This is a genomic window from Streptomyces chartreusis, from assembly GCF_008704715.1.
GTDB lineage: Bacteria > Actinomycetota > Actinomycetes > Streptomycetales > Streptomycetaceae > Streptomyces > Streptomyces chartreusis.
Genome location: NZ_CP023689.1, coordinates 4,734,980 through 4,761,821, shown reverse-complemented (window position 1 = coordinate 4,761,821; position 26,842 = coordinate 4,734,980). Strand labels below are relative to the sequence as shown.

At 71.3% G+C, this 26,842-nt stretch carries 28 protein-coding genes; 17 read left to right on the top strand and 11 right to left on the bottom strand.

Annotated features, from left to right (window positions below; genetic code table 11):
• Window positions 1–20: 20 nt before the first annotated feature.
• The 9 genes from CP983_RS20620 to CP983_RS20580 all read left to right on the top strand — a co-directional run bounded on the left by CP983_RS20620 (window position 21) and on the right by CP983_RS20580 (window position 10,334).
• Window positions 21–389, top strand: coding sequence for a cupin domain-containing protein (locus tag CP983_RS20620; RefSeq protein ID WP_093601367.1), 369 nt, complete (start codon window positions 21–23; stop codon window positions 387–389).
• Window positions 386–2,002: a class I tRNA ligase family protein gene (locus tag CP983_RS20615; protein ID WP_150501019.1), complete on the top strand. Its 1,617-nt coding sequence runs from the start codon at window positions 386–388 to the stop codon at window positions 2,000–2,002. The genes CP983_RS20620 and CP983_RS20615 overlap by 4 nt, the downstream gene beginning before the upstream one ends.
• Window positions 1,999–3,279 (top strand): ATP-grasp domain-containing protein, encoded by a 1,281-nt coding sequence (locus tag CP983_RS20610; protein WP_150501017.1) that lies wholly within the window; start codon window positions 1,999–2,001, stop codon window positions 3,277–3,279. The genes CP983_RS20615 and CP983_RS20610 overlap by 4 nt, the downstream gene beginning before the upstream one ends.
• A gap of 51 nt (window positions 3,280–3,330) precedes the next feature.
• Window positions 3,331–4,212: a dimethylargininase gene (gene ddaH / locus CP983_RS20605; protein WP_341874893.1), complete on the top strand. Its 882-nt coding sequence runs from the start codon at window positions 3,331–3,333 to the stop codon at window positions 4,210–4,212.
• Window positions 4,209–4,535 (top strand): avidin-fold protein, encoded by a 327-nt coding sequence (locus CP983_RS20600; RefSeq protein WP_093599482.1) that lies wholly within the window; start codon window positions 4,209–4,211, stop codon window positions 4,533–4,535. Before ddaH ends, CP983_RS20600 begins: the two co-directional genes overlap by 4 nt.
• A complete protein-coding gene (locus CP983_RS20595) occupies window positions 4,535–6,313 on the top strand; it encodes an ABC transporter substrate-binding protein (RefSeq protein WP_150501015.1) in 1,779 nt (592 codons plus the stop codon). Before CP983_RS20600 ends, CP983_RS20595 begins: the two co-directional genes overlap by 1 nt.
• Window position 6,314: 1 nt before the next feature.
• The gene (locus CP983_RS20590; RefSeq protein ID WP_229914989.1) at window positions 6,315–7,643 is read left to right on the top strand and encodes a cation:proton antiporter; all 1,329 of its coding nucleotides are present in this window, start codon (window positions 6,315–6,317) and stop codon (window positions 7,641–7,643) included.
• A gap of 120 nt (window positions 7,644–7,763) precedes the next feature.
• Window positions 7,764–9,053, top strand: coding sequence for an ATP-grasp domain-containing protein (locus tag CP983_RS20585; RefSeq protein WP_150501013.1), 1,290 nt, complete (start codon window positions 7,764–7,766; stop codon window positions 9,051–9,053).
• A 6-nt stretch (window positions 9,054–9,059) separates the two neighbouring features.
• Window positions 9,060–10,334, top strand: coding sequence for an MFS transporter (locus CP983_RS20580; protein ID WP_093599494.1), 1,275 nt, complete (start codon window positions 9,060–9,062; stop codon window positions 10,332–10,334).
• Between the two features lie 72 nt (window positions 10,335–10,406).
• Here CP983_RS20580 and CP983_RS20575 read toward each other — a convergent pair whose 3' ends face one another.
• The 3 genes from CP983_RS20575 to CP983_RS20565 form a co-directional block, all read right to left on the bottom strand.
• Complete coding sequence (locus CP983_RS20575; RefSeq protein ID WP_093604948.1) at window positions 10,407–10,766, bottom strand: NIPSNAP family protein; 360 nt, start codon at window positions 10,764–10,766, stop codon at window positions 10,407–10,409.
• Between the two features lie 17 nt (window positions 10,767–10,783).
• Window positions 10,784–12,013 (bottom strand): metal-dependent hydrolase family protein, encoded by a 1,230-nt coding sequence (locus CP983_RS20570; protein WP_107904814.1) that lies wholly within the window; start codon window positions 12,011–12,013, stop codon window positions 10,784–10,786.
• An 80-nt stretch (window positions 12,014–12,093) separates the two neighbouring features.
• The gene (locus tag CP983_RS20565) at window positions 12,094–13,101 is read right to left on the bottom strand and encodes a GlxA family transcriptional regulator (protein WP_107904813.1); all 1,008 of its coding nucleotides are present in this window, start codon (window positions 13,099–13,101) and stop codon (window positions 12,094–12,096) included.
• A 72-nt stretch (window positions 13,102–13,173) separates the two neighbouring features.
• Here CP983_RS20565 and CP983_RS20560 point away from each other — a divergent pair, with 72 nt between their 5' ends.
• Genes CP983_RS20560 through CP983_RS20550 form a run of 4 tightly spaced genes read left to right on the top strand, consistent with a single transcriptional unit; the run spans window position 13,174 to window position 15,957 of the window.
• Window positions 13,174–14,517 carry an APC family permease gene (locus CP983_RS20560; protein ID WP_150501011.1) on the top strand — a complete coding sequence of 448 codons (1,344 nt, stop codon included), beginning with the start codon at window positions 13,174–13,176 and terminating at the stop codon, window positions 14,515–14,517.
• Window positions 14,514–15,173, top strand: a complete 660-nt coding sequence (locus CP983_RS44030; RefSeq protein WP_167537737.1) for a hypothetical protein — start codon at window positions 14,514–14,516, stop codon at window positions 15,171–15,173. Before CP983_RS20560 ends, CP983_RS44030 begins: the two co-directional genes overlap by 4 nt.
• A complete protein-coding gene (locus tag CP983_RS20555) occupies window positions 15,170–15,604 on the top strand; it encodes a VOC family protein (protein WP_167537736.1) in 435 nt (144 codons plus the stop codon). Before CP983_RS44030 ends, CP983_RS20555 begins: the two co-directional genes overlap by 4 nt.
• Window positions 15,601–15,957, top strand: coding sequence for an MmcQ/YjbR family DNA-binding protein (locus CP983_RS20550; RefSeq protein WP_093597849.1), 357 nt, complete (start codon window positions 15,601–15,603; stop codon window positions 15,955–15,957). The genes CP983_RS20555 and CP983_RS20550 overlap by 4 nt, the downstream gene beginning before the upstream one ends.
• Here CP983_RS20550 and CP983_RS20545 read toward each other — a convergent pair.
• A complete protein-coding gene (locus tag CP983_RS20545) occupies window positions 15,948–16,601 on the bottom strand; it encodes a DNA alkylation repair protein (protein ID WP_208852862.1) in 654 nt (217 codons plus the stop codon). The two genes, CP983_RS20550 and CP983_RS20545, sit on opposite strands and share 10 nt — an antisense overlap.
• Before the next feature lie 214 nt (window positions 16,602–16,815).
• On the opposite strand from CP983_RS20545, the gene CP983_RS20540 reads away from it, so the two are divergent.
• Entirely contained in the window at window positions 16,816–17,646 is an 831-nt protein-coding gene (locus CP983_RS20540) for an alpha/beta fold hydrolase (RefSeq protein WP_125524589.1), read from the top strand.
• Here CP983_RS20540 and CP983_RS20535 read toward each other — a convergent pair.
• Window positions 17,633–18,628 carry a helix-turn-helix domain-containing protein gene (locus CP983_RS20535; RefSeq protein WP_150501007.1) on the bottom strand — a complete coding sequence of 332 codons (996 nt, stop codon included), beginning with the start codon at window positions 18,626–18,628 and terminating at the stop codon, window positions 17,633–17,635. The genes CP983_RS20540 and CP983_RS20535 overlap by 14 nt on opposite strands.
• Before the next feature lie 115 nt (window positions 18,629–18,743).
• Here CP983_RS20535 and CP983_RS20530 point away from each other — a divergent pair, with 115 nt between their 5' ends.
• Window positions 18,744–19,802: a saccharopine dehydrogenase family protein gene (locus tag CP983_RS20530; RefSeq protein WP_150501005.1), complete on the top strand. Its 1,059-nt coding sequence runs from the start codon at window positions 18,744–18,746 to the stop codon at window positions 19,800–19,802.
• 34 nt (window positions 19,803–19,836) lie between these two features.
• Here CP983_RS20530 and CP983_RS20525 read toward each other — a convergent pair whose 3' ends face one another.
• Window positions 19,837–20,340 carry a MarR family winged helix-turn-helix transcriptional regulator gene (locus CP983_RS20525; protein WP_107904807.1) on the bottom strand — a complete coding sequence of 168 codons (504 nt, stop codon included), beginning with the start codon at window positions 20,338–20,340 and terminating at the stop codon, window positions 19,837–19,839.
• Between the two features lie 129 nt (window positions 20,341–20,469).
• Here CP983_RS20525 and CP983_RS20520 point away from each other — a divergent pair, with 129 nt between their 5' ends.
• Window positions 20,470–21,834, top strand: a complete 1,365-nt coding sequence (locus CP983_RS20520) for a pyridoxal phosphate-dependent decarboxylase family protein (RefSeq protein ID WP_150501003.1) — start codon at window positions 20,470–20,472, stop codon at window positions 21,832–21,834.
• 75 nt (window positions 21,835–21,909) lie between these two features.
• Here CP983_RS20520 and CP983_RS20515 read toward each other — a convergent pair whose 3' ends face one another.
• The gene (locus CP983_RS20515) at window positions 21,910–22,218 is read right to left on the bottom strand and encodes a hypothetical protein (protein ID WP_150501001.1); all 309 of its coding nucleotides are present in this window, start codon (window positions 22,216–22,218) and stop codon (window positions 21,910–21,912) included.
• 68 nt (window positions 22,219–22,286) lie between these two features.
• A complete protein-coding gene (locus tag CP983_RS20510; RefSeq protein ID WP_150500999.1) occupies window positions 22,287–23,069 on the bottom strand; it encodes a DUF899 family protein in 783 nt (260 codons plus the stop codon).
• 194 nt (window positions 23,070–23,263) lie between these two features.
• On the opposite strand from CP983_RS20510, the gene CP983_RS20505 reads away from it, so the two are divergent.
• Complete coding sequence (locus CP983_RS20505; protein ID WP_150500997.1) at window positions 23,264–24,364, top strand: FUSC family protein; 1,101 nt, start codon at window positions 23,264–23,266, stop codon at window positions 24,362–24,364.
• On the opposite strand, the gene CP983_RS20500 is transcribed toward CP983_RS20505, so the two are convergent.
• The 3 genes from CP983_RS20500 to CP983_RS20490 all read right to left on the bottom strand — a co-directional run bounded on the left by CP983_RS20500 (window position 24,337) and on the right by CP983_RS20490 (window position 26,775).
• On the bottom strand, window positions 24,337–25,104 hold the full coding sequence (locus CP983_RS20500) for a polysaccharide deacetylase family protein (protein ID WP_150500995.1): 768 nt from the start codon (window positions 25,102–25,104) through the stop codon (window positions 24,337–24,339). The two genes, CP983_RS20505 and CP983_RS20500, sit on opposite strands and share 28 nt — an antisense overlap.
• A 167-nt stretch (window positions 25,105–25,271) precedes the next feature.
• Complete coding sequence (locus CP983_RS20495; RefSeq protein WP_150500993.1) at window positions 25,272–25,952, bottom strand: DUF4232 domain-containing protein; 681 nt, start codon at window positions 25,950–25,952, stop codon at window positions 25,272–25,274.
• A 166-nt stretch (window positions 25,953–26,118) separates the two neighbouring features.
• Complete coding sequence (locus CP983_RS20490; RefSeq protein WP_150500991.1) at window positions 26,119–26,775, bottom strand: TetR/AcrR family transcriptional regulator; 657 nt, start codon at window positions 26,773–26,775, stop codon at window positions 26,119–26,121.
• Window positions 26,776–26,842: the final 67 nt, after the last annotated feature.

Here is a 26,842-nt window from a genome sequence, read left to right as displayed (position 1 = left end):
CAGCGGCAGAGGAGACATACATGGAAATCCGAGAGCTCGACCGGGACAACCTCGCACCGGACAACGGACTGCGCGCCCAGCGCCTGTTCCCCTGGCCGGCCCTGAACGCGCCCTTCGAGGGCTCCTGGTGCGTCGTGCCCCCGGGCGCGGCCTCCGGCCCGCACAGCCACCACGAGTACGAGGTCTGGATCGCGATGACCGGGGAGGCGGCGATCCTCAGCGAGGGGAAGAAGGTGCCGTTCGCCGCCGGTGACGTCGTCCACTTCCGCCCCGGCACCCGCCACCAGGTCGTCAACGACTCCGACGCCGACTTCCAGATGTACGCGGTCTGGTGGGACGCCGAGCTGGCGGAGAAGTTCTCCGTCCGGCACCGGGAGGAGACCGCATGAGCGGGCGCAGCCGGCGCCGCGCCGTCGTCGTCGCGGCGACCCCCACACCCAACGGGGACCTGCACATCGGCCACATGGCCGGCCCGTATCTCGCGGGCGACGTCTACAGCCGCTACCTGGCGGCCGACGGCCGGGACGTGATCTACACGACCTGCACCGACGACAGCCAGACCTATGTCACCACCACGGCCCGCCGACTCGGTGTGTCCGCCGAGCAGTTGTGCGCCGAGTCCACCGCGAAGATCGAGCGGAGCATCTCCGCGATGGGCCTGTCGATGGAAGGGCTGCCGCCCATCGACGACCGCTACCGCGCCACGGTCCTTCAGTTCTTCACCCGCCTGCACGAGACGGGCCGGCTGCGCGAGCGGACCGTACGGCTGCCGTACGCGCAGGAGTCCGGCCGGTATCTGTACGACGGCCTGATGACCGGCAGCTGCCCGGTCTGCCTGACCGGCAGCGCGGGAGGCGTCTGCGAGGGCTGCGGGCACCCCAACAACGCCGACGAACTGCTCGGCGCGCGCTCGGTGCTGGAGCCGGACTCGCCGGTGACCACCCGCGAGGTCACCATCCTGGTGCTGCCCATGGAGGAGTACCGCGAGCGGCTGGCCTCCTACTTCGCCGAGCGCCTCGGACGCTGGCGGCCGCACGCCGCTCAGCTGGTGCGCGAGCTGCTGGCCCGTCCGCTGCCGGAGATACCGGTGACGGTGCCCGGCGACTGGGGCATCGCGGCGCCCTTCCCCGAGACGCCGGGGCAGATCCTCTACCCGTGGGTGGAGGCCATGCCGGCCGTCATGTACAGCACCTGGTGGTCCGCGGACCGGCGCGGCGAGCGCACCGAGGCCGTCGACGAGCTCTGGCGGGCCGGCAGCGGGACGGAGCTCGTGTACTTCCACGGCTTCGACAACGTCTACCACTGGGGTCTGCTGGACCTCGTGCTGCTGATGGCGCACGGCGACCGCTATGTGCTGCCCGAGGCCAACATCAGCAACGAGTTCTACGACCTGGAGGGCGAGAAGTTCTCCACCAGCCGCAACCACCTGATCTGGTCGGCGGACCTGCTGGCGGAGGTGCCGAGGGACCTCGTGCGCTTCTATCTGGCCTTGACCGCACCGGAGTTCCAGCGCACCGACTTCAGCACCGCCGCCCTCACCGAGGTGACCGAGCGACGGCTGATCGGGCCGTGGAACCGGCTGGCCGAGGCGCTGAACGCGCTCGCTCCGGCCGGTGCCGGGAGCCCGCTGCCGACCACCGCGACGGGCCGGGACCGGGCGGCCGGGATCATCGAGCGGTTCCGGCTCACCTATGAGCTGGACGGCTTCAACCTGGGCCGCAGCGCCGAGAACGTCGTCGCGGCCCTCGACCGGCTGGCGGCCGCGGCCCAGGAGCCTCGCGAGCGGGACGACGCGCTCGGCACCGGGGACCTGCTGCTCCAGGTGCGGGCGCTGCTGGCCTGCGCCGCCCCGCTGCTCATCGACGCCGCCGCCGAGGCGACGGCCGCGGGCGTGGACCTGGCGCTGGACGCCGAACAGCCCGAGAAGATCACCCCGTTCGCCCTGCCCCGGCTGCCACGGGCGGCCCGGGCCGGCGCCGCACGCACGGAGGTGGCGGCATGAAGCTGCTCACGCTGGAGACGGTGCAGTACCTGAACTACTACCACGGCCGCTACGGGCAGGTGGAGGACCTGGGCGTCGACCTCTACGTGCTCAACGGGGAGGGCACGGACGACTTCTGGCGGGCGGACCGCTATCGCACGGCGGGCTCCCGGAAGATCGACGACATCGTCGACCAGGCCCGCGCATGGCATGCGGAGGAACGTTTCGACGGGGTGATCACCTTCTCCGAGTCCTCCGTCATCACCGTCGCCGCGGTCGCCGACGCGCTGGGCCTCCCGGGCATCGGCGTGCCGGCCGCCGTGTGCAGCAGGAACAAGTACCTGATGCGCCAGGCCTACGAGCGGGCGGGCGCCCCGATCCCCTCGTACCGGCTGGTGGAGAGCCTGGACGACGCGCTCGGCGCGGCAGCCGACTTCGGCTACCCGGTCATCCTCAAGCCGACCCTCGGCGCCGGCAGCCACTTCGTCTTCCGGGTCGACAACCCCGAGGAGATGGCGCTGCGGCACGCCCAGGCCGCCGAGGGCATCCGCGACCTGTTCTGGGTCAACTCCGAGGCCGAGGGCGTGGACCTCGGCCCGAACGGACTGCTCGTGGAGTCCTTCCTGGACGGCCGCGAGTTCCTGATGGAGGCCGTCGTCTGGGACGACGAGGTCTACCTCGGCTCGATCGTGGACCGCATCACCGCCGAGGGCGGCACCTTCGACGACGACGTCCACCACGCGCCGACCTCGCTCGGCCCCGAGGACATCGAGAAGGTGCACCGCGCGGTGCGCGCCGGGGCGCACGCCCAGGGACTGCGGCGCAGCGTCATGCACGCCGAGGTCAGGTTCCACGACGGCGAGCCGCACCTGCTGGAGATCGCCGCCCGGGTCGGCGGCGGCGGCCTCGACCTCATCGCCCGCAAGACCGCCGACCACGACCCGATCAAGGCGGTCGTGGACATCGGGCTCGGAGTGCGCCCCGACGTACGGCACTTCACGCCGACCGGTGTCCACATCACCGCGATGTGCCTGATCAGTGAGGCGGGCGTGGTCGACAGGGTCGACGTGCCGGCGGAGGTGGCCGAGTCCGACAAGGTCTTCCTGCTCAAGATCACCGCCCGGCCGGGCGACGTCATCCGCCGGCCCCCGGACGGCAACACGATCCTCGGCTTCCTGGGGACGACCGGCACCTCCCAGGAGGAGGCATTCCGCACGATGAACGACTTCGCCTCCCGGATCGAGGTGACGTTCCGGCAGCAGACGCCGGCGCTCACCGACGCCGCCACGGCCTCCTGAGCCCGCACCGCCCGACGCCTCCCGCCCACTTCCGCGCAAGGAGAATCGACAGTGCAGCAAGACAACTCGTCCGCACGCCGGAACACCGCGGCCCCGGGCGGCCGCCCGGTCCGGACGGTGCGGCCCCGGCGCTATCTGATGTGCTCGCCGGTCCACTTCGACGTCGTCTACTCCATCAACCCCTGGATGGAGCCGGAGAAGCCCACCGACGCCGCGCTGGCCGTCGCCCAGTGGGAGCGGCTGCGCAGCCTCTACCTGGGCCTCGGCCACGAGGTCGAGCTGATCGAACCGGTCGCGGGACTGCCCGACATGGTCTTCGCCGCCAACGGCGCCACCGTCGTCGACGGCCGTGTGCTGGCCGCCCGGTTCCGCCACGAACAGCGCGCCGCCGAGGGCCCGGCCTACGCCGACTGGTTCCGTGCGCGCGGCTACGACGTCCACGACGCGTTCCACGTCAACGAGGGCGAGGGCGACTACCTCGTCACCGGCGACCGGATCCTCGCCGGCACCGGCTTCCGCACCGACCGGCGCTCGCACGCCGAGGCGGAGCACTTCCTCGGCCTGCCGGTGGTGACCCTGGACCTCGTCGACCCGCGCTTCTACCACCTCGACACCGCGTTGGCCGTCCTCGACCACGAGGAGATCATGTACTACCCGGCGGCCTTCACCGCCGAGGGCCGGGCGACCCTGCGCGAGCTGTACCCGGACGCGATCGAGGCGACCGAGGACGACGCGGCGGTGTTCGGCCTGAACGCGGTCTCGGACGGCCGGCACGTGCTGCTGCCCGAGCAGGCCACCCACCTCATCGACGCGCTGTGGGCGCGCGGTTTCGTGCCGATCGGCGTGGACCTGTCCGAGCTGCTCAAGTCCGGCGGCAGCTCCAAGTGCTGCACCCTCGAGATCCGCGACGCGGAGCCGGAGGCCGGCGCGTGATCAACTACGACGGACGCAGGTTCCGCCCCGCCGAGGCGGACGCCCAGGGCCGCACGGCCCTCTACCGGCAGGAGGGCGACCTGCTGTGGGGCACCTTCTCCGGCGGCAGGGCCCGGCGCGGCTCGCTGACCGGGGTGTGCGCCCCCGACGGCTCGCTGGACTTCGCCTACTCCATGGTCCTGGACGACGGCGAGGTCGTGTCCGGCCACTGCCGCAGCACCCCCGAGCTCCGCGAGGACGGCGGCATCGATCTGCGCGAGGAGTGGGAGCGCTTCGGCACCCACGCCGCGAAGGGCGTCTCGTATCTGAAGGAGGTCAAGTGATGTCGCCGTCGTCCACCCCCAGGAAGGGCGGCACGGTGACCTGGGCGTGCGCGCCCGGGTTCCCGCCCGCGGTGATCTTCCCCTTCACGCCGGCCGAGCGGATGGGGACCCGGAACATCTACGAGTTCCAGATGCTGATGTACCGGCCGCTGTACTACTTCGGCAGCCAGGGCACCCCGGACGTGGACTACGACCAGAGCATCGGCGAGCCCCCGCGGTGGAGCGAGGACGGCCTGACCGTCACCGTGAAGGTCAAGCCGTGGAATTGGTCCAACGGCGAGACGCTGTGCGCGGACAACGTCCTGTTCTGGGTCAACCTGATGAAGGTCAAGGGCGACCGGTACGGCGAGTACGTCCCCGGCTACTTCCCGGACAACCTGACCTCCTACGGCAAACTCGCCGAGGACACCGTCTACTTCACCTTCGACAAGGCCTACTCGAAGAAGTGGGTGCTGATGAACCAGCTCAGCACCATCACCCCGCTGCCGAGGGCCTGGGACCGCACCACCGAGGGGCCCGCGAACGCGTCGGGCGGTGTCGCCGACGTACCCGCCGTCTACGACTACCTGATGGCGGAGCAGGGCGACATCATCGACGAGGGCAACGCGCACCGCACCCGATGGGCCGACAGCCCCGTGTGGAGCGTGGTCAGCGGACCGTGGCGGCTGAAGAGCTACACGCTTCAGGGCCTGGTCACCTTCGTGCCCAACGAGCACTACTCCGGGCCCAACAAGCCCTACCTGGACGAGTTCCGCCAGGTGCCGACGTTCTCGGACGACGAAGAGTACGAGATGCTCAAGGCCGGCCCGCACGGCGAGGGCGGCATCCAGGTCGGCTACCTGCCGCTGAGCTTCGCCTCCGAACCGGCCACCGACCCCACCGTGGGCGGCCCCAACCCGCTGGCGGACACCTACACGCTGGTGCCGCAGGTCGCCTTCTGCATCCGCTACTTCTGCCTCAACTACAACAACCCCACGGTGGCCGCGAAGATCTTCCGGCAGACGTACTTCCGGCAGGCGCTCCAGAGCACCCTCGACCAGGACTCCGCCGTACGCGACATCTACCAGGGCTACGCCTACCGGCAGAACGGTCCCGTGCCGATGGTCCCGGCGACCGACCTGGTCTCCCCGCGCCAGCGCGACGGGGCCTGGCCGCTGCCCTTCGACGTCGACCGGGCCCGTGAGCTGCTCGCGGCCAACGGCTGGGACACCACCACCACTCCGGCCGTCTGCGTGAACCCCGGCACCGGGCCCGGCCAGGCCGGCGAGGGCATACCCGCCGGCACCAAGCTCAGCTTCTCGCTGCGCTACGTGGAGGGGCGCCCGGCGCTGACCCGGCTGATGGAGAAGTACCGCAAGGACGCCGCGGCCGCCGGGATCGAGCTGCGGATGGAGGAGGTGTACGGCTCGGTGCTCGTCGCCGAGGACGCGCCCTGCGCCGCGGGGCCGGACTGCCTGTGGGAGATGACCTGCTGGAACGGCGGCTGGGCCTACCACTACCCGAGCGGCGAGATCCTGTTCCAGACCGGCGCCGGCGGCAACTTCGGGCACTACAGCGACCCGCGGGCCGACCGGCTCATCGAGGCGTCCGTCACCTCCGACGACCTGGAGGCGCTCTACACCTACCAGGACTTCGTCGCCGAGCAGGTGCCGGTCATCTTCACGCCGAACTTCCCCATCCGGCTCTTCGAAGTGGCCAACAACCTCGGGGGGTTCGGGCCCGTGAACCCGTTCGGGATGATCAACCCCGAGAACTGGTACTACCGCGAGGACGCGTGACGTGAATCTGTCCGCGACTCCCGTGGCGCCCCTGGGCTCCCACACGCTGCTGATGTTCCTGCTCCAGGTGGGGGTGCTGCTCGGCACCGCCGTACTCCTGGGCAGGCTCGCACAGCGGCTCGGGCTGCCCTCCATCGTCGGCGAACTCTGCGCGGGCGTGGTGCTGGGGCCGTCACTGCTCGCCCCGCTGGCCCCCGCCTTCTCGGCCTGGCTGCTGCCCCAGCAGCCGGAGTCCATCCACCTGCTCGACGCGGCGGGCCAGCTCGGGGTGCTGCTGCTGGTGGGCATCACCGGCATGAACATCGACCTCGGGCTGGTCCGCCGCAAGGGCAGGGCAGCCGTTCTGGTCAGCGCCGGCGGCCTCGTCGTGCCGTTCGCAGGCGGGGTCGCCGTCGCCCTGGCGATACCGGCCGCCCTGCTCGTCGACGGCGTGGACCGCACCGTCTTCGCCCTGTTCGCCGGTGTCGCGCTGTGCGTCAGCGCGCTGCCGGTCATCGCCAAGACCCTGCTCGACATGGGACTGCTGCACCGCAACATCGGGCAGCTCATCGTCGGCGCGTCCGTGGTCGACGACATCGCGGGCTGGCTGCTGCTGTCCGTCGTCTCGGCGATGGCCACCACCGGCGTGCACGGCCCGGACGTCGCCCTGTCCGTGGTGTATCTGATCGCCATGCTGGCCTGCGCGTTCCTCGTCGGCCGGCCGCTGGTGCGCCGTCTGCTGCAATGGTCCGCCCGGGCCGGCAAGGGGGAGTCGGTCCCGGCCGTGTGCACCGTGCTGATCGTCCTGGGAGCCGTGGCCAGTCACGCGCTCCACATGGAGGCGATCATCGGTGCCTTCATCGTCGGTGTCCTGATCGGCTCGTCCGGGGAACTGGACCGCGAGCGGCTCGCCCCGCTGCGGATCATGGCCGTCACCGTCCTCGCCCCGCTGTTCTTCGCGACCGCCGGGCTGCGGATCGACCTGACCGCCATGGCCCGCCCGGAGGTCGCCCTCTCCGCCGTGCTGGTGCTGACCGTCGCCGTCGTCGGCAAGTTCGCCGGGGCGTACGCGGGGGCCAGGGCCGGCCGGCTCGGCCACTGGGAGGCGCTCGCGCTCGGCGCCGGGATGAACTCCCGCGGGGTGATCGAGGTGATCATCGCGATGGTCGGCCTGCGGCTCGGGATCCTGACCACCGAGATGTACACGATCATCGTCCTGGTCGCGATCGTGACGTCCGTGATGGCCGCGCCCCTGCTGCGCATGTCCGTTGCGCGCATGCCCGTCACCCGCGAGGAACGGGTCCGTGAGCGCGTCATGGCCGGCGGCCCCGCGCTGGAGTCGAATTCCTGACGCAGACGCACTGAATTTCCGCCGCTCCGGATTTCCCCCGGTGAACCGGCACTAACGTGAGGCCGACCCGTCCACCTGTGCGCGCTCGGCCACCCCCAACTCCTCGAAAGGCAAGGTGACATGAGAGAAGTGCAGAAGGCGACGGGAGAGCGGCCGCTGCTGCTCGTGGTGGCCACGGGCATGCGGACGTACCGCGAGTATCTGCTGCGCTCCATTCGCGGCGAGTTCGACATCCATCTCTTCCATGTGGACGAACCCACCTGGGAGAAGGAGTACATCTCCGGCTGGACGGTCCTGCCCAGCACCCTGGACGGCCCGGCGATGGCCCGCGCCGCCCGGGAACTGCACGCCGCGACGCCCGTCGCCGGTGTCCTGTGCTGGGACGAGGGACGCATCCACGCTGCCGCCTACGTCGCCGAGGCCCTCGGCCTGCGCAACGGCGAACCGGACGTCATCTGGCGGCTGCGCGACAAGGGCCAGACCAGGGCCGCCCTGGACGAGGCCGGTGTCGCCCAGCCCCGCTCCGTCGCGGTCAAGACGCTCGACGAGGCCCTGGCCGCCGCCGAGCGCGTCGGCTACCCCGCGATCCTCAAGCCGCGCGGCCTCGGCGCCAGCCTCGGCGTCGTACGCGTCGAGAACGCCGGCGAGCTCGCGCAGAGGTTCCCCTTCACCGCCGGGATGAAGGGCCCCGACCCCGAGCCGCTGCTCTACAGCACCGATCAGCCGGTCCTCGTCGAGGAGTTGGTGACCGGTGAGGAGATCAGCGTCGACGCGGTCGTCCAGGACGGCAAGGTGGTACCGCTGTTCATCGGCCGCAAGGTCGTGGGCTATCCGCCGTACGCCGAGGAGATCGGCCACTTCGTCGACGCGGACGACCCGCTGCTCACCGACCCGCAGCTGCTGGACGCCCTCCAGGACACCCACACCGCGCTGGGCTTCCGGGACGGCTGGACGCACAGCGAGTTCATGCTGACCGCCGCAGGGCCGCGGCTGATCGAGGTCAACGGCAGGCTCGGCGGCGACATGATCCCCTACTTGGGCATGCTGGCCACGGGCATCGACCCGGGGCTCGCCGCGGCGCGCGTCGCCTGCGGCATCACGCCCGGCACCACCCCGGCCCACCGACGGGTCGCGGGCATCCGCTTCTTCTACGTCGAGCACGACGACACCCGCATCGAGTCCGTCTCGTTCCACGAGGCGGGTCTGCCCGCCGCGCTCGAACAACTGGTGCCGGTCGCCAGGGCCGGTGCCGTCGTGTCCCCGCCGCCCAAGGGCACGGTCTGGGGGCGGATCGCCTTCGCCATCGCCACCGGCGGCGCCGTCGAGGAGTGCGGCGCGGCACTGGACGCCGCCGAGGCGGCACTGCACGTGCGCAGCGGTCAGGACGCCACCCATGCGAGAGAAGAGTGAACGTGCATGGCAACTGAGGAGAAGAAGGACGACAACGTGGCGATCTGGGCCACGTTCCGGGATTCGTCGGCGGCGGTGAAGACCATCCTCGCGGGCGTGCTGCTGAGCAAGCTCGGCGGATTCCTCAACGTCTTCATCGTGCTCTACCTGACCTACCGCGGTTACTCCGAGAGCGAGGCGTCCTACGCGCTGGGCGCCTACGGAGCGGGCGGCGTGGCGGGTGTGCTGCTCGGCGGCACCCTCGCGGACCGGCTCGGGGCCCGCAACGCGACGATCCTGGGCATGGCCGGCACGGCCGTGCTCACCGCGGCGCTGCTCTACCTGCCCAACTATCCGACGCTCGTCGTGGCGGTCGTCCTGGCCAGCCTCATGGCCCAGCTCTACCGGCCGGCCGCGGCCGCGCTGCTCTCCGAACTCACCTCGGGCAGCAGCCAGGTCGTCGTCTTCGGCATGTACCGCTGGTGCCTGAACGTGGGCGCGATGGCGGCGCCCATGGTCGGCCTCGGGCTCTACCACCTCGACGGGGAGAGCTACACCCTGCTGTTCTGGGGCGAGGCGGTGATCGCGCTGGCCTACGCCGTCGTCGCGGCCGCCGTCCTGCCCCGCCGGGCCGCGCAGGGCACCGCGGAGGCGGCCCCGGCCGAGGAGGAGAGCGGTACGGCGGGCGGCTACCGGGCGATGCTCCGCGACCGCCGGTACGTGCTCTATCTGGCGGCCACCCTGTTCAACGCGATCATCTACGTGCAGTACCTGTCGACGCTGCCGCTGGACGTCGAGGCCCATGACCTCGATCTGTTCTGGTACACGGCCGCGGTCTCCCTGAACGGCTTCATGGTGATCGCCTTTGAACTGCCGCTCACCAAGGTGACCGGGCAGTGGCGCACCAGGCTCGTCGTGGGCCTGTCCTTCGGGCTGGTCGGCCTGGGCGTGGCCCTGTACGGCATGCCGATGGGCGCGGCCGTGATCATCGGCGCGACGCTGGTGTGGACCCTCGGCGAGATCATCGGCGGTCCAGCGGTGTTCGCCCACCCGGCGACGGCGGGCCCGGCGCACCTGCGCAGCCGGTACATCGGCGCCTTCCAGTTCATGCACGCGCTCGGCACGGCCATCGGGCCGGTCCTGGGCGGCCTGTTGTTCGTACGGCTCGGCCACGACGTGTGGCCGCTGCTCGGTGTGATCGGGCTGGCCGCGGCGGGGCTCGGTGTCGCCGCGATCCGTACCCCGGCTCCGGAGCAGAGTGAGCCGACCGGCGAACCGGCCGCGCAGCCGGCCGACGCATAACGGATTCCCCCCACACGAAACGGCCGCCGTCCCCGCGAGGGGCGGCGGCCGTCGTGCTGCCGTCGGCGTCGGTCAGCCGAGAGCGAGGCTCCGGGCGAACTCCTGGAGCGCCGGGCCCGGTACGGGGACCACGGAGGTCTGGTAGCCGGCCATCATCGGCGGCACCACGTCCTCGTACTTCTGCAGCCAGACGTCGGTGGCGTAGACGGACTGCGAGAGCTCCACGCGCTCCTCCTCCGAGCGGAAGGCGCGCAGCAGGTAGTAGCCGTCCTCGTCGTTCAGGGAGGGGCCGCCTGCGAGCACGGTGATCCCGCACTCGCGCATGAGCGGCACCGTGCCCTCCTCGCTGATCCGGTGGAACTCCGCCCGAAGGCCCGGCTTCACGGTGAACAACCGGATCTCCAGCAGCCATGGCGCGTCGGCGCTGCTCATGTCGTCTCCTTCGCTTCTCACTTGACCCGGACTCCGGCCTTCCAGACCCCGGTGATGTGCTCGGGCTGTGCGATGACCTCGATGTCCACGAGCGGGTCCTCGTCGAGGACCAGGACGTCGGAGTCGTATCCCTCGCGCAGCTGGCCGGAGAGCGGTGCCTGCGGTCCGAGGGTGGAGGGGCCGATCGCGGTGCCGGACTCGATGGCGTCCAGCGGGGTCAGGCCGCACTTCACCAGCAGGGGCAGTTCCCGGCCGTTGCGGCCCCAGGAGTCGGGCATCTCGGTGCCGGTGAGCGCCACGTCGGTGCCGGCGGCGATCGTCACGCCCTGCTCGCGGGCGATGGCGACGGCCTCCGCGTGCCGGCCGGCCGTGGCCTGGAGCTTCTTCAGGGCGTACGCCGGCAGCATGTGACCGTTGTCGAGGAGTTCCTGGAAGATCGTGCGGGTGGTGACGAGGATGGCGCCGCACTCGCGCATGGCCACGGCGGCCTCTTCGTCGATGTAGGTGCCGTGCTCGATCGTTTTCACCCCGGCCTCCAGCGAGGCCATGATGCCGGGCTTGCCGTGGCAGTGCGCGGCGACGATCCGGTCCGCCATCCCGGCGACCTCGACGATCGCGCGCAGCTCCGCGTTCGTGAACTGCTGGTGGATGGGGTGGTCGACCTCGGACAGCACACCGCCGGAGGCGCAGACCTTGATGAGTTTGGCGTTGCGGCGCAGCTGTTCGCGGGCGGCGCGGGCGCACTCCGCGGGCCCGTCGGCCAGCCGCAGCTCACCGCCGAGGTGCCCGAAGTCCTCCACCCACGACGTCGGATAGCTGTGCAGGTCGGCGTGGCCGCCGGTGGTGGACAGCGTGGTGCCGGCCGGGTAGATCGAGGGGCCCTGCACGGTGCCCTCTTCGATGGCGCGGACGAGATGGATGCCGAGTCCGCCGGTCTCGCGCACTGAGGTGACTCCGGCGTTCAGCGCGTTGCGCAGGTCGGTGGTGATGCGGGCCGCCCGCAGGGCGATCGGTTCCTGGGGGAGCAGGGAGAGGTCGGCCGACCGCAGCCCCATGAAGTGCCCGTGACAGTCCCACAGTCCGGGCATCACGGTGCGGGCGCGGACGGTCTCCGCCTCCGGTGTGTCGGGGGCCTCGGCGAGGGGGCCGGCGTAACTGATGGCCTCCTCGTCGAATATGACGCAGCCGTTCTGAATCGGCTGGCCACGGCCGGGAATTAATTGTTCCGCTTCGATTCGCTGCAACATGCAGGGAGCAAATCAAAGTGGTGTTCCGACGACAACAGGTGTTCGGGCGGGCCAAGTTGTCGCCTGCGGCCGCGTCGAATTCAGGGCGTCAGAACGGACTGCGCGGCCTGGGAATTGCCGGCCTGTTGTGCGGCCCGGTGCCGGAACACATGGCGATATGTCTGCGGGGACACGGTGGTGACCCGGCCGAAGTGATAGCGGAGATTGGCGGCCGTACCGAACCCGGTGCTGCGCGCGATCTGTTCCACCGGCTCGTCCGTGGTCTCCAGCAGCTCCTGCGCGAGACGGACCCGCTGCTGGAGCAGCCACTGGAGCGGAGTGATCCCGAGCCGGTCCCGGAACCGCCGGGCGAAGGTGCGCTCGCCCAGGTGCGCGGCGCGCGCGAGCTGCGGCACGGTCAGCGGCTCGTGCAGCCGCTCCTGCGCCCATTGCAGGACCGGCGCGAGATCGTCGCTCGTCTCCGCCCGCACCACCGGCTTGGTGTACTGCGACTGGCCGCCCTCGCGGTGCGGCGGTACGACCATCCGGCGGGCCACCTCGTTGGCGACGGCCGCGCCGTGGTCCTGACGCACCAGGTGCAGGCACAGGTCGATGGCCGAGCCGGTGCCGGCCGAGGTGAGGATGTCGCCCTCGTCGGTGTAGAGCGCGGAGGGGACGAAGTCGACCTCGGGGAAGCGGTGGGCGAAGTCCCCGGCGTTCATCCAGTGCGTGGTCGCCGTACGGCCCGTCAGCAGCCCGGCCGCGGCCAGGACGTAGGCGCCGGTGCAGATCGAGACGATCCGCCTGCCCTTGGCGTGCGCCTCGCGCAGCACCTCGACGAGCCGCGCGGGCGGGTCGAGCTGGACCGGCCGGGCGCACGCCGTGACGAGGATGGTGTCGGCGTCGAGCAGGTCGTCGAAGCCGTAGGGGGTGTGCACGGCCAGGCCGGTCGCGGTGCGCAGCGGACCGGAGGAGTCCCCGCACATGCGCAACTCGTACCAGGGGTCGATGAGATCGGAGCGGTCGGTCCCGAACACCTCGCAGGGAACGGCCAGTTCGAACGTCGGTGTGGCATCCGTAATGGCGAGCGCGATCACGTGGGGACGCATGTCGGTAATTTAGCGCACGATGTCAAAACTGCCGATGGTGCCGGTGAGAGCCCGCGGGCGATGCTGGCCGGCATGAGCGAAGCCAAGACAGAACCCTCCGGGGGAACCCTCAGCGCGGTCCAGGGCACCGCGATGTATGTGGGCGCCGTGCTCGGCACCGGTGTCATCGCCCTGCCCGCACTCGCCGCCGAGGCGGCCGGCCCCGCGTCACTGCTCGCCTGGCTGGCCCTGGTCGTCCTGTCGGCCCCCCTGGCCGCTGCCTTCGCCGCTCTGGGAGCCCGCTACCCGGACGCCGGCGGCGTCTCCACCTACGCCATGAAGGCGTTCGGCGAGCGGGCCTCCGCCGTGGTCGGCTGGTGCTTCTACCTCGCCGTGCCGCCCGGCGCAGCCGCGGCGGCGCTCTTCGGCGGCGCCTACGTCTCCTCCGCGGTGGGCGGCGGCACCACCACCACGACCGTGACCGCCGTCGGCCTGATGGTGGTCGTCACCGCCGCCAACTCGCTGGGCCTGCGGGTGACCGGTCGGTTCCAGTTCATGCTGGCCGGCCTGCTCGTCACGCTGCTGCTGATCGCGGTCGCGCTCTCGCTGCCGAAGGCGGACACGGCCAACCTCGAACCGTTCGCCCCGCACGGCTGGTCCGCGGTGCTGCCGGCCGCCGCGCTGCTGGTGTGGAGCTTCGCGGGCTGGGAGGCGATCACGCACCTGGCGGGCGAGTTCAAGCGCCCGGCGCGGGACCTGCCCCGGGCCACCTACTCGGCCGTCGTGATCGTGGGCGGCCTGTACCTGCTGGTGGCCTTCGCGGTCATCGTCGTCCTCGGCGCCAAGGCCTCGGAGTCCGACGCGCCGCTCGGCGACCTGATGGCCGCGGGCCTGGGCGGCGACGCCCGCTACCTCGCCGCCGGCGCGGCGCTGCTGCTCACCACGGGCGCCATGAACGCCTACTACGCCGGTGCGGCCAACCTCGGCGCCGCCCTCGCCCGGGACGGCGCGCTGCCCGCGTGGATGTCCCGGGGCAGCGTCGCCGGCGAGGTGCCGCGCCGCAGCCTCGCGGTGGTGTCCGGCCTGTCCTTCCTGGCCCTGTTCGCCGTGGTGGCCTCCGGCCTCGGCACCGAACCGCTCGTCCTGCTCACCACCGGCTCGTTCGTCGCCGTCTACGCGATCGGCGTCGCCGCCGCCGTGAAGCTGCTCCCGAAGGGCACCAAGGGCCGCGCCTCCGCACTGGGCGCGTGCGTCGCCGTCGCCGCACTGCTGATCATGGCCGGTCTCTATCTGCTCTGGCCGCTGACCGTCGCCGGCGCAGCCCTGCTCTACCTGCGGATCAACCGGCGCCGCCGGGCCGGCCGGCAGGCGCAGGCCGCCGTGCCCGTGACACCGCCGCTGGAGACGGCCTCCGACGCCCGGGAATCCGGCTCGTGACGGCGGACGTCGAGCCGGCCGTGCGGTCCGCGCCGACCGTGCGGAGCCTGCGGGCCGCCGTGGTCACGTTCCTCGGACTGGACGCCGGCAGATCGGCCCCGCCCGCGCCGGCCTCGTACGAACCCCTCCCGCACGACGACCCCGCCGCCGCGCTGAAGTGGCTGAACTCCTGGGGGTGCAGGATCCGTTACCCCCGTCCCGGGGAGCCGGACCTCTTCGGCCCCGCCCTGCACGAGTGGACCGCGCGCTGGCACAAGCTCCTCCCGGAGCCAGGCGCCCGGCTCGGCGAGCTCACCGACGACGACATCGCGCCGCTCGGCGAGTGCTACGCCGACCTGTGCGCACTGGCCGCCGGGACCCCGGGCCGGCCCCGGACCCTGGGCGCGACCGCCGCCTCGAAGCTGCTCCACGGGCTGCGCCCGTACTCCCTGGTCCCCTGGGACGAGGCCATCGCCCGCAAGCTGCACGGCGCCAGGGACGCGGCGGCCTACCTCGCCCACCAGCGCCTCAACCGTGACTGGGCCCGGCGCGTTCTCGCCGACAGCGGCCTGGACGAGGAGGCGCTGGCCAACTTGTACGGGTGTCCCGGCAGACCGCTTTCCAAGATGCTGGACGACTACGCGTACATCACATTGACCCGATCGGACACACGGTGATCCTTCGCATAGACCACATCGGGCTGGCCACCGAGGACCCCGAGGGCGTGGCCGCCTTCATGACCACGCTGGGCATGCGCAAGTACGACGAGGGGCATGCCGACGACTACGGAGTGGCCTGCGAGTTCTGGCAGTTCGGCGGCGGCCTCGGGAACCCGGCCGTGGAGATCGTCTCCCCGACCCAGCAGCGCTCCGCCATCGGCGGCCGTCTGGAGCGCCAGGGCCCGGGGCTGTACCACCTCGCCTTCGAGGTCGACGACCTGGAGAGCGAGACGTCCCGGCTGCGGAGCCAGGGCTTCACGGCGATCGACGCGGAGCCCTGCAAGGGCGCCCGCGAGGGCATGACCGTGGCCTTCCTGTACGCCCCGGCGCCGGCCAACCTGCTGCTCGAACTGGTCCACTACGCACCGGACCTCGGGAGGGACATGTGATCACCCTCGACGACGTCCGGGCGGCGGCGCTGCACCTGCCCCGCACCGAGGAGCACCTGATCCGGGAGTACGTGAAGTTCAAGGTCGGCCGCATCGTGTACGCCTCGGTCTCCCCGGACGAGACGACCATGGGCTTCGCGTTCCCCAAGGAGGAACGCGAGTCGCTGATCGCCGCCGAGCCGGAGAAGTTCCAGCTGCCGCGCACCTCGGACATGCGTTACAACTGGGTCCACCTGCGGATGCCGGTGCTCACCCCGCGGGAACTGGTCCCGCTGGTCCTGGACGCGTGGCTGATGGCGGTGCCCCGGTCGGTGGGCGACGCCTACCTGGAGTCGCTGCCCGCTCAGCCCTGACGGGCGGCGTCCTGCCGGCGCACCATCTCGTTGATCCAGTCGGGAGCGAACGGGGACGTGCAGCCCGGGGAGGTCGGGTAGTCCTTGAGCACCTCCAGGCGCTCACCGATGGCGAGGGCCCGGGCCCGGTGCTCGGGGTGCTCGATCCCGATCTGCGCCAGGCAGTGGTTCATCGCCCACTGGAGCCGGTCCGGGGCGTCCTTCATCTCCGCCTCGATCACGTCGAGCAGTCCCACGAGATCGAGGCCCGCGGGCTTCTTCGCCACGCGCTCGGTCGTCAGCGCCCAGCCGGCACTGGCGACCACCGGGTCCGGGTCGGCCAACCAGGCCAGGCGCAGCTCCTCGGCGTGCGGGTTCTTCTTCACGACGTAGTTCACGAGCCAGTCGTGCACCTTGGGCGTCCGCGCCTCGCGCAGCATGACGTCCAGCTCGTCCCGCTCGAACGCCCGGGGCCGGCAGATCAGCAGCGCCAGCAGCCGCGCCGCGGTGTCCCCCGTCGCCCACAGCCGCCGGGCGAGTTCCTGCTGCGTCTTCAGCCGCTTGGCGACCGCCCGCAGCTTGCTGAGATTCACCCCGTGATCATCACCGTGCTTCTCGTTCACGGCCCGCACCTTGGGATCCTCCAGCCCCGCGAGCTCCGCCATCACCTCGGCCACGGTCGCCTCGGTCACCGTCGTCCCGGCCACGTCGGCCTCCTGTCGCTCGCGTGTGCTGCGGATGTGCCCTCCACGGCCCGAGCGTAATGTGGGCCGGGTACATCCGGACCGCGCCCGCAGGGCGTGAATTCGTAGGTCCCGGGTGGCTCCCCCACACACTTTTCCGTGGCCGGAGTGCGCCCGGACGAGCGGAGGATAAGCGATGGGTACAGTCACCACCGACGACGGCACCACGATCTTCTACAAGGACTGGGGTCCCCGCGACGGCGAGCCGATCGTCTTCCACCACGGATGGCCACTGAGCGCCGACGACTGGGACAACCAGATGTTGTTCTTCCTGGCGCAGGGCTACCGGGTCATCGCCCACGACCGCCGAGGCCACGGCCGCTCCACCCAGACCGCCGGCGGCCACGACATGGACACCTACGCCGCGGACGTGACCGCACTCACCGACGCCCTCGATCTGCGCGGCGCCGTCCACATCGGCCACTCCACCGGCGGCGGCGAGGTCACCCGCTACGTCGCCCGCGCCAAGGCCGGCCGCGTCTCCAAGGCGGTCCTGGTGGGTGCCGTACCGCCGCTGATGCTGAAGACGGAGGCCAACCCGGGCGGCCTGCCGATCGAGGTCTTCGACGGCTTCCGCGACGCGCTCGCCGCCAACCGGTCCCAGTCCTTCATCGACATCCCCACCGGCCCCTTCTACGGCTTCAACCGCCCCGGCGCGCAGGTGTCGCAGGGCCTGATCGACAACTGGTGGCGGCAGGGCATGACGGGCGCGGCCAACGCCCACTACGAATGCATCAAGGCGTTCTCCGAGACCGACTTCACCGAGGACCTCAGGCAGATCGAGGTGCCCGTGCTCGTCGCACACGGCACCGACGACCAGGTCGTCCCGTACGAGGACTCGGCGCCCCTGACGGTCAAGCTCCTGAAGAACGGCACCCTGAAGACGTACGAAGGCTATCCGCACGGGATGCTGTCCACGCACCCGGAGGTCCTCAACCCGGACATCCTCGCGTTCATCCGCTCCTGACCCCGGCGGATCCGGACGCGTCGTCCGGCTCCGTCGCCCTGGACCGTGAGCGGAACGTCCGGCGGTAGGCGTCCGGCGGTACGCCCACGGTCCGGTTGAAGTGCCGGCGCAGCGTCGTGGCGGTGCCCATGCCGGTGGCCGTCGCGACGGCGTCGACCCCGTCGTCGGTGTTCTCCAGCAACTCCTGGGCACGCCGGATGCGTTGGGTCAGCAGCCATTGCAGCGGGGTCGTGCCGGTCACCGCCCTGAAGTGGCGGCCCAGATGGCGTGAGCTCATCCCGGCCCGGCGCGCCAGGTCCTCCACGGTGAGCGGCCGGTCCAGCCGCTCGATCGCCCAGGGCAGCAGCGCGGCCAGCGGATGGTCGTCCCGGCTGGGCACCGGGGCGGCCACGAACTGGGCCTGGCCGCCCGCCCGGTGCGGCGGCACGACCAGTCGCCGCGCCACCGCGTTGGCGACGGACGAGCCGTGGTCGAGCCGGACCAGATGCAGGCACAGGTCCATCGCGGCGGCCTTGCCCGCGGAGGTGAGCACGCTGCCGTTGTCCACGTAGAGCACGTCCGGATCGACCGCCACCCGCGGGAAGCGCTCGGCGAGCACATCGGTGTGCGCCCAGTGCGTGGTCGCCCGTCTGCCGTCCAGCAGCCCCGCGGCGGCCAGTACGAACGCCCCGGTGCACAGCGAGGCCACCCGCGCGCCCGCCTCGTGCGCCGCGCGCACCGCGTCCACGAGATCGCCGGGCGGCTCCACGTCGACGTCCACCCAGCCGGGGACGATCACGGTGCCGGCATGCCGGAGCCGGTCCAGCCCCTGGTCCGCCTCCAGCCGGAAGCGTCCGACCCGCACGGCGCCCGTCCCGCAGACCTCGACGTCGTACCAGGGGACGTCCACCCCGTCCGGAGCGGAGCCGAACACCTCGTAGGCCAGGGACAGTTCGAAGTGCAGCATGCCCTCGGTGACGGCCAGCGCAATCGAGTCACCCATGTCTGAAAGTGTACGGGGCTCGTCGTTCCGGACACTCACGAGGAGCCGCCGGCCCCCGCCAGGATGTCCGCACAGGACGAACTCAGCGGATCGTTTCGAGCACGGGGGAGAACCCATGACATCGGCATCGGCGTCGGCAGCGGGAACTGGGCGGACGGTCGCGGTGTTCGGCGCGTACGGCCACACCGGACGCTTCGTCGTGGCGGAGCTGCTGGAGCGCGCGTACGTCCCGCTCCTTGCCGGCCGCGACGCCGACAAGCTGCGCGCGCTGGCGGCCACCGTTCCGGGCGCGGAGATCCGCCCGGCCCCGGTCGACGACCCGGCCGCGCTCGACCGCGCCCTCGCGGGAGCGGACGCCGTGATCAACTGCGCCGGCCCCTTCGCCCTGACGGCGGCCCCCGTGATCGAGGCGGCCCTGCGCGCCGGCATCCCGTACGTCGACGTGGCGGCCGAGATCGAGGCCAACGCCGACACCTTCGCGCACTTCGCGGACCGGGCCCGCGAGGCCGGAGCGGTGATCGTCCCCGCGATGGCCTTCTACGGCGGTCTCGGCGACCTCCTGGCCACCGCCGCGATGGGCGACTGGACGACGGCCGACGAGGCCACGATCGCGTACGGCCTGAGCGGCTGGCACCCCACCGAGGGCACCCGCGCCGCGGGCACGGTCTCCCGGGACCGCCGGGCCGGCCGCCGAGTCCGTTACACGGAAGGCCGGTTGGAGTACCACGACGGCGGGTCGACGCTGCTGAAGTGGCACTTCCCGGACCCGATGGGCACCAGGGAGGTCGTCGGGGAGTTCACGATGGCCGACGTGGTCACGATCCCCAGCCACCTCGCGATTCCCGAGGTGCGCACCCACATGGCGACCGAGGCCGCCAGGGACCTCGCGGCCCCGGACACCCCGGCGCCGGCCGCCGCCGACGACGAGGGCCGCTCCGACCAGACCTTCCTGGTCGACGCCGTCGTCCGCTCAGGCACCGCCGAGCGGCGTGCCACGGCGAGCGGCCGGGACATCTACGCCGTCACGGCACCCCTCGCGGTGGAGGCGACCCACCGCATCCTCACCGGCCGCACCCGCACGACCGGCGTGGCCTCCGCCGGCGACATCTTCGACGCACCGGACTTCCTGCGCGCCCTGGCCCCGCACATCTCCGTCGAACTGCCCGGATTCTGAGCCCTGCGGCGAGGGCCGGGAACCGCCCGGTCCCTCACCCGGTCCCGTCGCGCAGGCCCTTGTCGATCTCGCCCAGTGCGCTGATCAGCCGCGTGTAGTCGTCCGCCGGCAGCGGCCTGACGAAGTGCTCCTCCACCACGTGCGCGTGCACGGCGGCCGCACGCAGGAACACCGCACGCCCCTCGGCGGTCGCCTCCACCAGGGTCACCCTCCGGTCCCCGGGGGACGGCACGCGGCGGACCAGGCCGGCGTCCTCCATGCGGTCGATCAGGCGGGTCGTACCGCTGCTGGTGAGCGTGAGGTCGTCGGCGAGCTGCCGCTGGGAGACCTCCTCGCCGGGCCGGCGGCAGAGCCGCATCAGCACCTCCAGCATGGTGTGGCTGATGCCGCACTCGCGCCGCAGCGCGCTGTCGATCCGCTGTTCCAGACGGGTGGCGGACTTGATCAGCAGACCGAAGTCCCGCACGAGCTCGCTGCCGGCGGCGCGGGCGGCGGCACTGACGTCGGCTTCGTCGCCGGGCTGGGGCGTGGCGTCCATGAAAGGCGAGCTTACTGCCGGGTCACTTACTGCGCCCTCAACCACTCCCTTCTCAATTGCTGAGCAATCAATTGCTGAGCAGTCACTGAAATTGTACGGTGGGGCCCACCGCGAGCGAGAGGGAGTTCAGTGGATCTGCAGCACTGGCTCGGCCGAGCCACCCACGCGATACAGGACTGGGCCGACACCTTCGGCCCCTACCGGCCGCACCCGTCCCTCCAGGTGGACGACGACCGCTTCGGCGCGGCCTTCGAGGAGTTCACGGCCCGGCTGGCGGACAACTACCCCTTCTTCCACCCGCGCTACGCCGGTCAGATGCTCAAGCCCCCGCACCCGGCGGCCGTGGTCGGCCACCTCACGGCGATGCTGATCAACCCCAACAACCACGCCCTGGACGGCGGTCCGGCCACCGCGGCCATGGAACGCGAGGCGGTCGCTCGCCTGGCCACGATGTTCGGCTACGACACACACCTTGGCCACCTCACCACCAGCGGCACGATCGCCAACCTCGAAGCCCTCTTCGTCGCCCGCGAACTGCACCCCGGCCGGGGCGTCGCGCACAGCGCCGACGCCCACTACACCCACGGCCGCATGTGCCACGTCCTCGGCCTGACGAGCCACCCGGTCCGCGCCGACGACCGGGGCCGGATGGATCTCGGCGCGCTGGAGGACGTACTGCGCACGGGCGAGGTCGGCACCGTCGTCCTCACCACCGGCACCACCGGACTGGGCGCGGTCGACCCCGTCCACGAGGTACTGCCCCTGGCCGAGCGCCACGGCGTCCGCGTCCATGTGGACGCCGCGTACGGCGGCTTCTTCACCCTCCTCGCCGGCGCCGAAGGCCCCGAGGGGCTGCCCCCGGAGCCGTGGCGGGCGATCGCCCGGGCGGACTCGATCGTCGTGGACCCCCACAAGCACGGCCTCCAGCCCTACGGCTGCGGCGCGGTGCTGTTCCGCGACCCGGAGGTGGGCCGCTTCTACCTCCACGACTCGCCCTACACCTACTTCACCTCCACCGAGCTCCACCTCGGCGAGATCAGCCTGGAATGCTCCCGCGCCGGCGCCGCCGCGGCCGCCCTCTGGCTCACCTTCCAGCTTTTGCCGCCCACTCCCGACGGCCTGGGCCGGGTCCTCGCGGCGGGCCGGCGGGCGGCGCTGCGCTGGGCCGACCTGATCGAGGCGTCCGACGCCCTGGAGCTGTACCAGTGGCCCGAGTTGGACATCGTCACCTACTTCCCCGCGGTCGCCCCCGCGACCCTCACCGGCATCGACGCGGCCTCGGCCCGCGTCCTCGCCGACGGCATGACCGGCCCCGACCCGGTCTTCGTCAGCACCCTCAGGGCCGACCGTGACTCCTTCGCGGCCCGTCACCCCGGGATTGTCGCGGACGCGGACGGCGCCCGGATCCTGCGCAGCGTCCTGATGAAGCCGGAGTCCGAGGACCACGTGGAACATCTGCACGACCGCCTTGAACGGCTGGCGGGTCGCGCCTGAACGAGCGCGTGGCGCCGCCCGTCCATGGAGGGGACGGGCGGCGCCACGCGGTGGAACCGGCGAGAACCTTCAGGTTCAGCCCGGGAAGGGCTTGCTCGCGTCGTTGTCGGCCTTGATGCAGGCGTCGAGCTTCCGCTGGAGCGCGGCCGCGTCGCCCAGGGCCTTCCTGGCCGCCGCGGTCTCCCCGAGCTGCTTCAGCTTCGCGGCCTTGGACTTGAGGCCCGCGATCTGCTGGCGCAGCTGGCCCTGGTTGCAGGTGACGGCGGCCTTCGCCGACGCGACGCTCTGGCCGGCCGTGGTGGCGGCCTGGGCGGGCATCGACGTCACGAAGAAGCCGCCGATGACGGCCGCGGAGACGGCCAGCGCGGAAATGCGCTTGGTCATGAGTTGTTCCCCCAGATAGGGCTTGCAATGGTCGAAGTCGATCTTACAAACCCCTACTGGAACGCGTTTCAGTGGTGGTGGCCCTGGCGGCCGAGCGTCTCCACGGGGCCCGCGCCGGGGCGCGTCCACTGCGGTACGGGGCGGCTGGTCGGCCCCCAGGTGGGTTTCCCGTCCGCGTCCGAGCGCCAGCTCCAGCACGCGTCGCCCCCTTCGGGCCAGCCCTCGGGCTTGTCCTCCCACGCCTCGCCGCGGCCGTAAGGCGTCATGTCGAGCAGGCCGAGGGATCCGTTGACCCGTTCGTTGCCGCGGCCCGTCGTGGAGTAGGTGAGGAACGTGCGGTCGCCGTCGCGCAGGTAGCTGGTGAGGTGCCCCATGTGGCCGCCGACCGGCGGGTCCACGTCGCGCACCGAGTACCAGGGCTGGGTGTAGCCCATGAACTCCACGTAGGAAGCCACCTCGTCCCAACGGCCCACCGTCAGTACGGCGTACGAGACGCCGCGGGCGTTGAGATAGACGGCGTCCTTCAGATGCCAGGCCGTCGTGGTGCAGCCCTCGCACTGGCCCTGGTGCGGTGCGCCGTCGTACCACATGTGCTTGTAGACCACGAGCTCGTCGCGGCCCTGGAACAGATCGAGGAACGGAACCGGACCGTCGGGCCCGACCACCTCGACGGTCCCGTCGAACTCCATCATCGGCAGCCGGCGCCGGGCCGCGGCCAGGGCGTCGCCCTCGCGGGTGTGCGCCTTCTCGCGGACCAGGAGCTCGTCACGGGCGGCCTGCCAGGTGGCCGGGTCGACGACGGGCGGTCGCCCGGGCTGCGTGGTGCTCGGATCGCTCGGCGTGTTCGTCATGACTTCCTCCGTGGTCTCTCGTGCCGGGCGGCGTCACACGACATGACGTCCTGGGACGCCCACCAGAACAGACCGCCGGCACGCCCGGAACTCATCGCACCGCCCGCACGGCGGGTCGCCGCGCCACGACCTGAGCGAATCGTAAGAATTCACTATCAAAGCGGCATGTCGAGCGAATCGCAGGAGAGGAAGCCATGGGCTGGCTGTCGAAGGTCTTCGCGTGCGATCCCCGGGGGCTGAACTGGCCGCGAGCGGTGGGGTTCCTGGACGTCGGGATGGTGCCGCTGTTCGTCTTCTGGGCGATCGGCTACGAGCAGTACCTGCTCAGCGCGCTGTTCGGTGCGCTGTTCGTGGCCCTGGCCGACCCCGGAGGCAGCTTCGGGCACCGCGCGCTCGACCTCGCCCTCTTCACGCTGGTCGGCGCCGGGATGACCGCGCTGGCCTTCGGCATCGGGGCGGACGCCTGGGGCTGGCTGGTGCTCGCGGCCTTCCTGGTCACGCTGACGGCCGGTCTTGCGCTCGCGTTCGGGGTGCACAGATTCGTCAACGCCCTGCTGCTCAACATCTGGTTCATCATCGCCGTCGGAGTCGAGGCCGGCCTTCACGGGGCGAGCCATGTCACCAGCTACACCTGGGCGCAGGTGGTCTCCTGGACCGGAGGGGCGGCGCTGTGGATCCTGGTGGCGTTCCTCTGGTGGCTGATCCGCGGGCGCGCCGACCTGCCGCAGCCCTTCTCGGAGCTCCCGGGCGACACCTCGCGCCGGAAGCTCACCCCGCCACTGATCCTCTTCGCGCTGATCCGCGCCCTGGTCATCGCCGGCACGATCGCGCTCGCGTACGGCCTGGACCTCTCGTACGGCAGTTGGCTCTCCATCGCGGCCATGATCGCGATGAAGCCGAGCCTGGAGCAGGCCACCATCGCCAGCGTCCAGCGCCTGGTCGGCGCGCTGCTCGGCGCCGGTTTCGCCCTGCTCCTGCTGCTGGTGCCCGCGAACGAGGACGGCCTCAGACTGTTCGCCGTCGAGCGCGGACTGGAAGTGGTGGCGCTCGTCCTGCTGATGCACGGCGCGGCGATCCGCTTTTGGAACTACGCCTTCTACAGCGCGGCCATCGCCGCGGCGGCGCTCGTGCTCATCGATCTCCCGCAGCCCTCGGACTACTCGGCCGAGGGCGATCGCGTGCTGTGGACGCTGTGCGGGGTGGGGATCGGCCTGGTCGTCATGGTGCTGGCCGGCCTGCTGGCGAAGCGTGCCGGGAAGACGCCTGCTCAGCGCACCGGGAAGCCGAACGAGTAGCCCTGCTGCTTGAGCCAGGGCAGGACCCGGCGCAGGGCCTCGACGGTCTGGGAGCGGTCGCCGCCCGCGTCGTGGAAGAGGAGCGTCGGCCCGTTCGGCAGCTCCCGCTGGACGGTGGCGACGATGGCGTCCGCGCCGGGCTGCTCGAAGTCCTTGGTGTCCACGTTCCAGCCCAGCGGACGCATGCCCCGGTCGGCGGCGAGCTTACGGCTGTAGGGGGTGAAGGCACCGCCCGGCGCCCGGTAGTACATCGGGCGTACGCCCCCGGACGCCTTGGTGATCATGCGCTCGGCGTCGAGGATCTGCTGCGACTGGTAGGCCTGGGTGTTCTTGTCCATGGCGGTGTCGTGCGACACCGAGTGGTCGCACAGCCGGTGCCCCTCCGCGACCACCCTCTTCACCAGGTCGGGGTGGGCCTGCGCCTGCGTCCCCACCATGCAGAACGTCGCCTTCACCCCGTACTCCCGCAGCACGTCCAGCACTTGGGGGGTCCAGTTCGGGTCGGGGCCGTCGTCGATGGTGATGTTGACGCCGCGCGCCCCCTTGTCCGAGGCGTGCACGATGCTCACGTCGACCGGCTTGACCGCGGGCGCGGCCGACGCGGACGTCTTCGGCGAGGAGCCGCCCGCGGCACCGGCCTGCGCGGTCCACACCGAGGCGCCGGTGGCGAGCACCGTGACTCCGAGCGCCGCGCCGATCAGCTTGCCGTACCAGCCCCGCCCACCACCGTGCCGCGCCATGTCCGCCCCACCTTCGCGTAGTTCCTCGCCGACCCCCGGCCGCGATGCGACCACCTGGCAGGACGAGCGAAATCGGCCCCGGGATCCGTCCGTTACCGATCAAGGACAATTCCGGGGAGGTTCGCGGACAACCCGACGGCCTGACCCCGGAAATCAGCTGTGTGCGTTCAGCTGAAGGGGACGGCGTCGGTGGGGGCGGTGTGCCAGTTGGTGACGATCGGCTTGTCGACGGTGATGGTGCCGACGGGCAGGGAGACGGGGTCGGGGTCGTTGTCGCCGACGGCGACGATGATGCTGTCGAGCTCCTTGCCGCCGTCCGTGTTGGTGGACTTGGGGTTGACGCCGGCGTAGGCGGTGGTGCTGCCGCTGAGCTTGATCTGCTCGCCCACGGACTGCTCCGCGGGACCGGCCTGGGTGCCGTCGGAGCCGAAGGCCACGGTCGGGAGTTCGGCGGGCAGGTAGCAGGTGATGCCGGGCTTGGCCTTGGCGATGACGAGGATGTATCCGCCGGCCTGGGTCTCGGACCTGGTGCTCCAGGAGATGTCGTTGGCACCGCAGCTCTGCTCGACCTGCTCGCGCCCGCCGTTGCCGGTGTCGGCGCCGGACCCGGCCCCGTCATCGGTCCCCTTGCCCGAGCCGCCGTCGCCCTTCGCGGTGTCCTTGCCGCCGCCCGTGCTCGACGAGCCGGACGAGGAGCCCGAGTCACCGGCCTTGCCGGGGGAGGAGGAAGACCCCTTGGCGGCACCGGTGTCCTTCGTCGCGTCCGAGTCCTGGCACGCCGTCATCAGCATGGCGCCGCCCACGAGGGCCGCGGAGACGAGGAGGGCCTTGCGACGGTTGCCGAACATGAAATCCCCTTGGTGATCGGTCGGTTGAGGCCGAAGCGGTTTCGGCGGCTCGGTGCTGCTCGATCACTAGGAGGGTGCCGCGAGCCGGGAGGATCCCGGTGCCTTCGTTCCAGGACATCGCTGTCACAGAGCGGTGACATGATCACGAAGGCGCGGTTCGCCGGACTCAGTCCGTCGGTGTAGCGGTCAGGTCGTCCAGTTCGGCCGCGAAGAGGAGCGCGGGGTCGAGCCCCATGCCGGTGAACTGGCCGGCGAGTTCCAGGGACAGCACCCCGTGCAGCCGGGTCCAGAAGGTCAGGGCGCGGTGGAGGGCCGCGGGCGGAGCGGGATGGTTGCGCGCCCAGTCCCGGTGACCTTCGAGGTGCGCGTCGAACGGGGTCGCCGGGCCGTCCGTCGGCAGCGCGGCACAGGCGTCCAGGAGGGTCGCCATGATCTCCGAGGAGATCGCGGTGGTGTCGTCGGGCGCGTGGTAGCCCGGGATGGGCGTGCCGTAGATGAGGAAGTAGCGCTGGGGGTCCTTCAGGGCCCATCCCCGCAGGGCGTGCGCCAGCCCGGACAGGTCGGCGCCGGCCTCCGCGGCGGCGCGGAAGGTGTCGGCGAGGCTTCGGTACGCGTCTCTGACGAGCTCGGTGATCAGCTCGTCTCGCCCGCTGAAGTACCGGTACAGCGCGGGTCCGCTCATGCCCATCTGCTTGGCGATCGCGTTCAGGGAGAGCGCGGAGGCGCCGGCGGTGGCGATCTGCTCCCACGCCCGTTCCTTGATCTCCGTACGCACCTGGGCGCGGTAGCGCTCGCGCGGGGTCTTCGCTTCCGAGTTCACCATAGTTAGAGGTTATCACTGAAGTTATTGACACTCTCGGACTCGTCGAGTTATAACTTCTAACGAACGC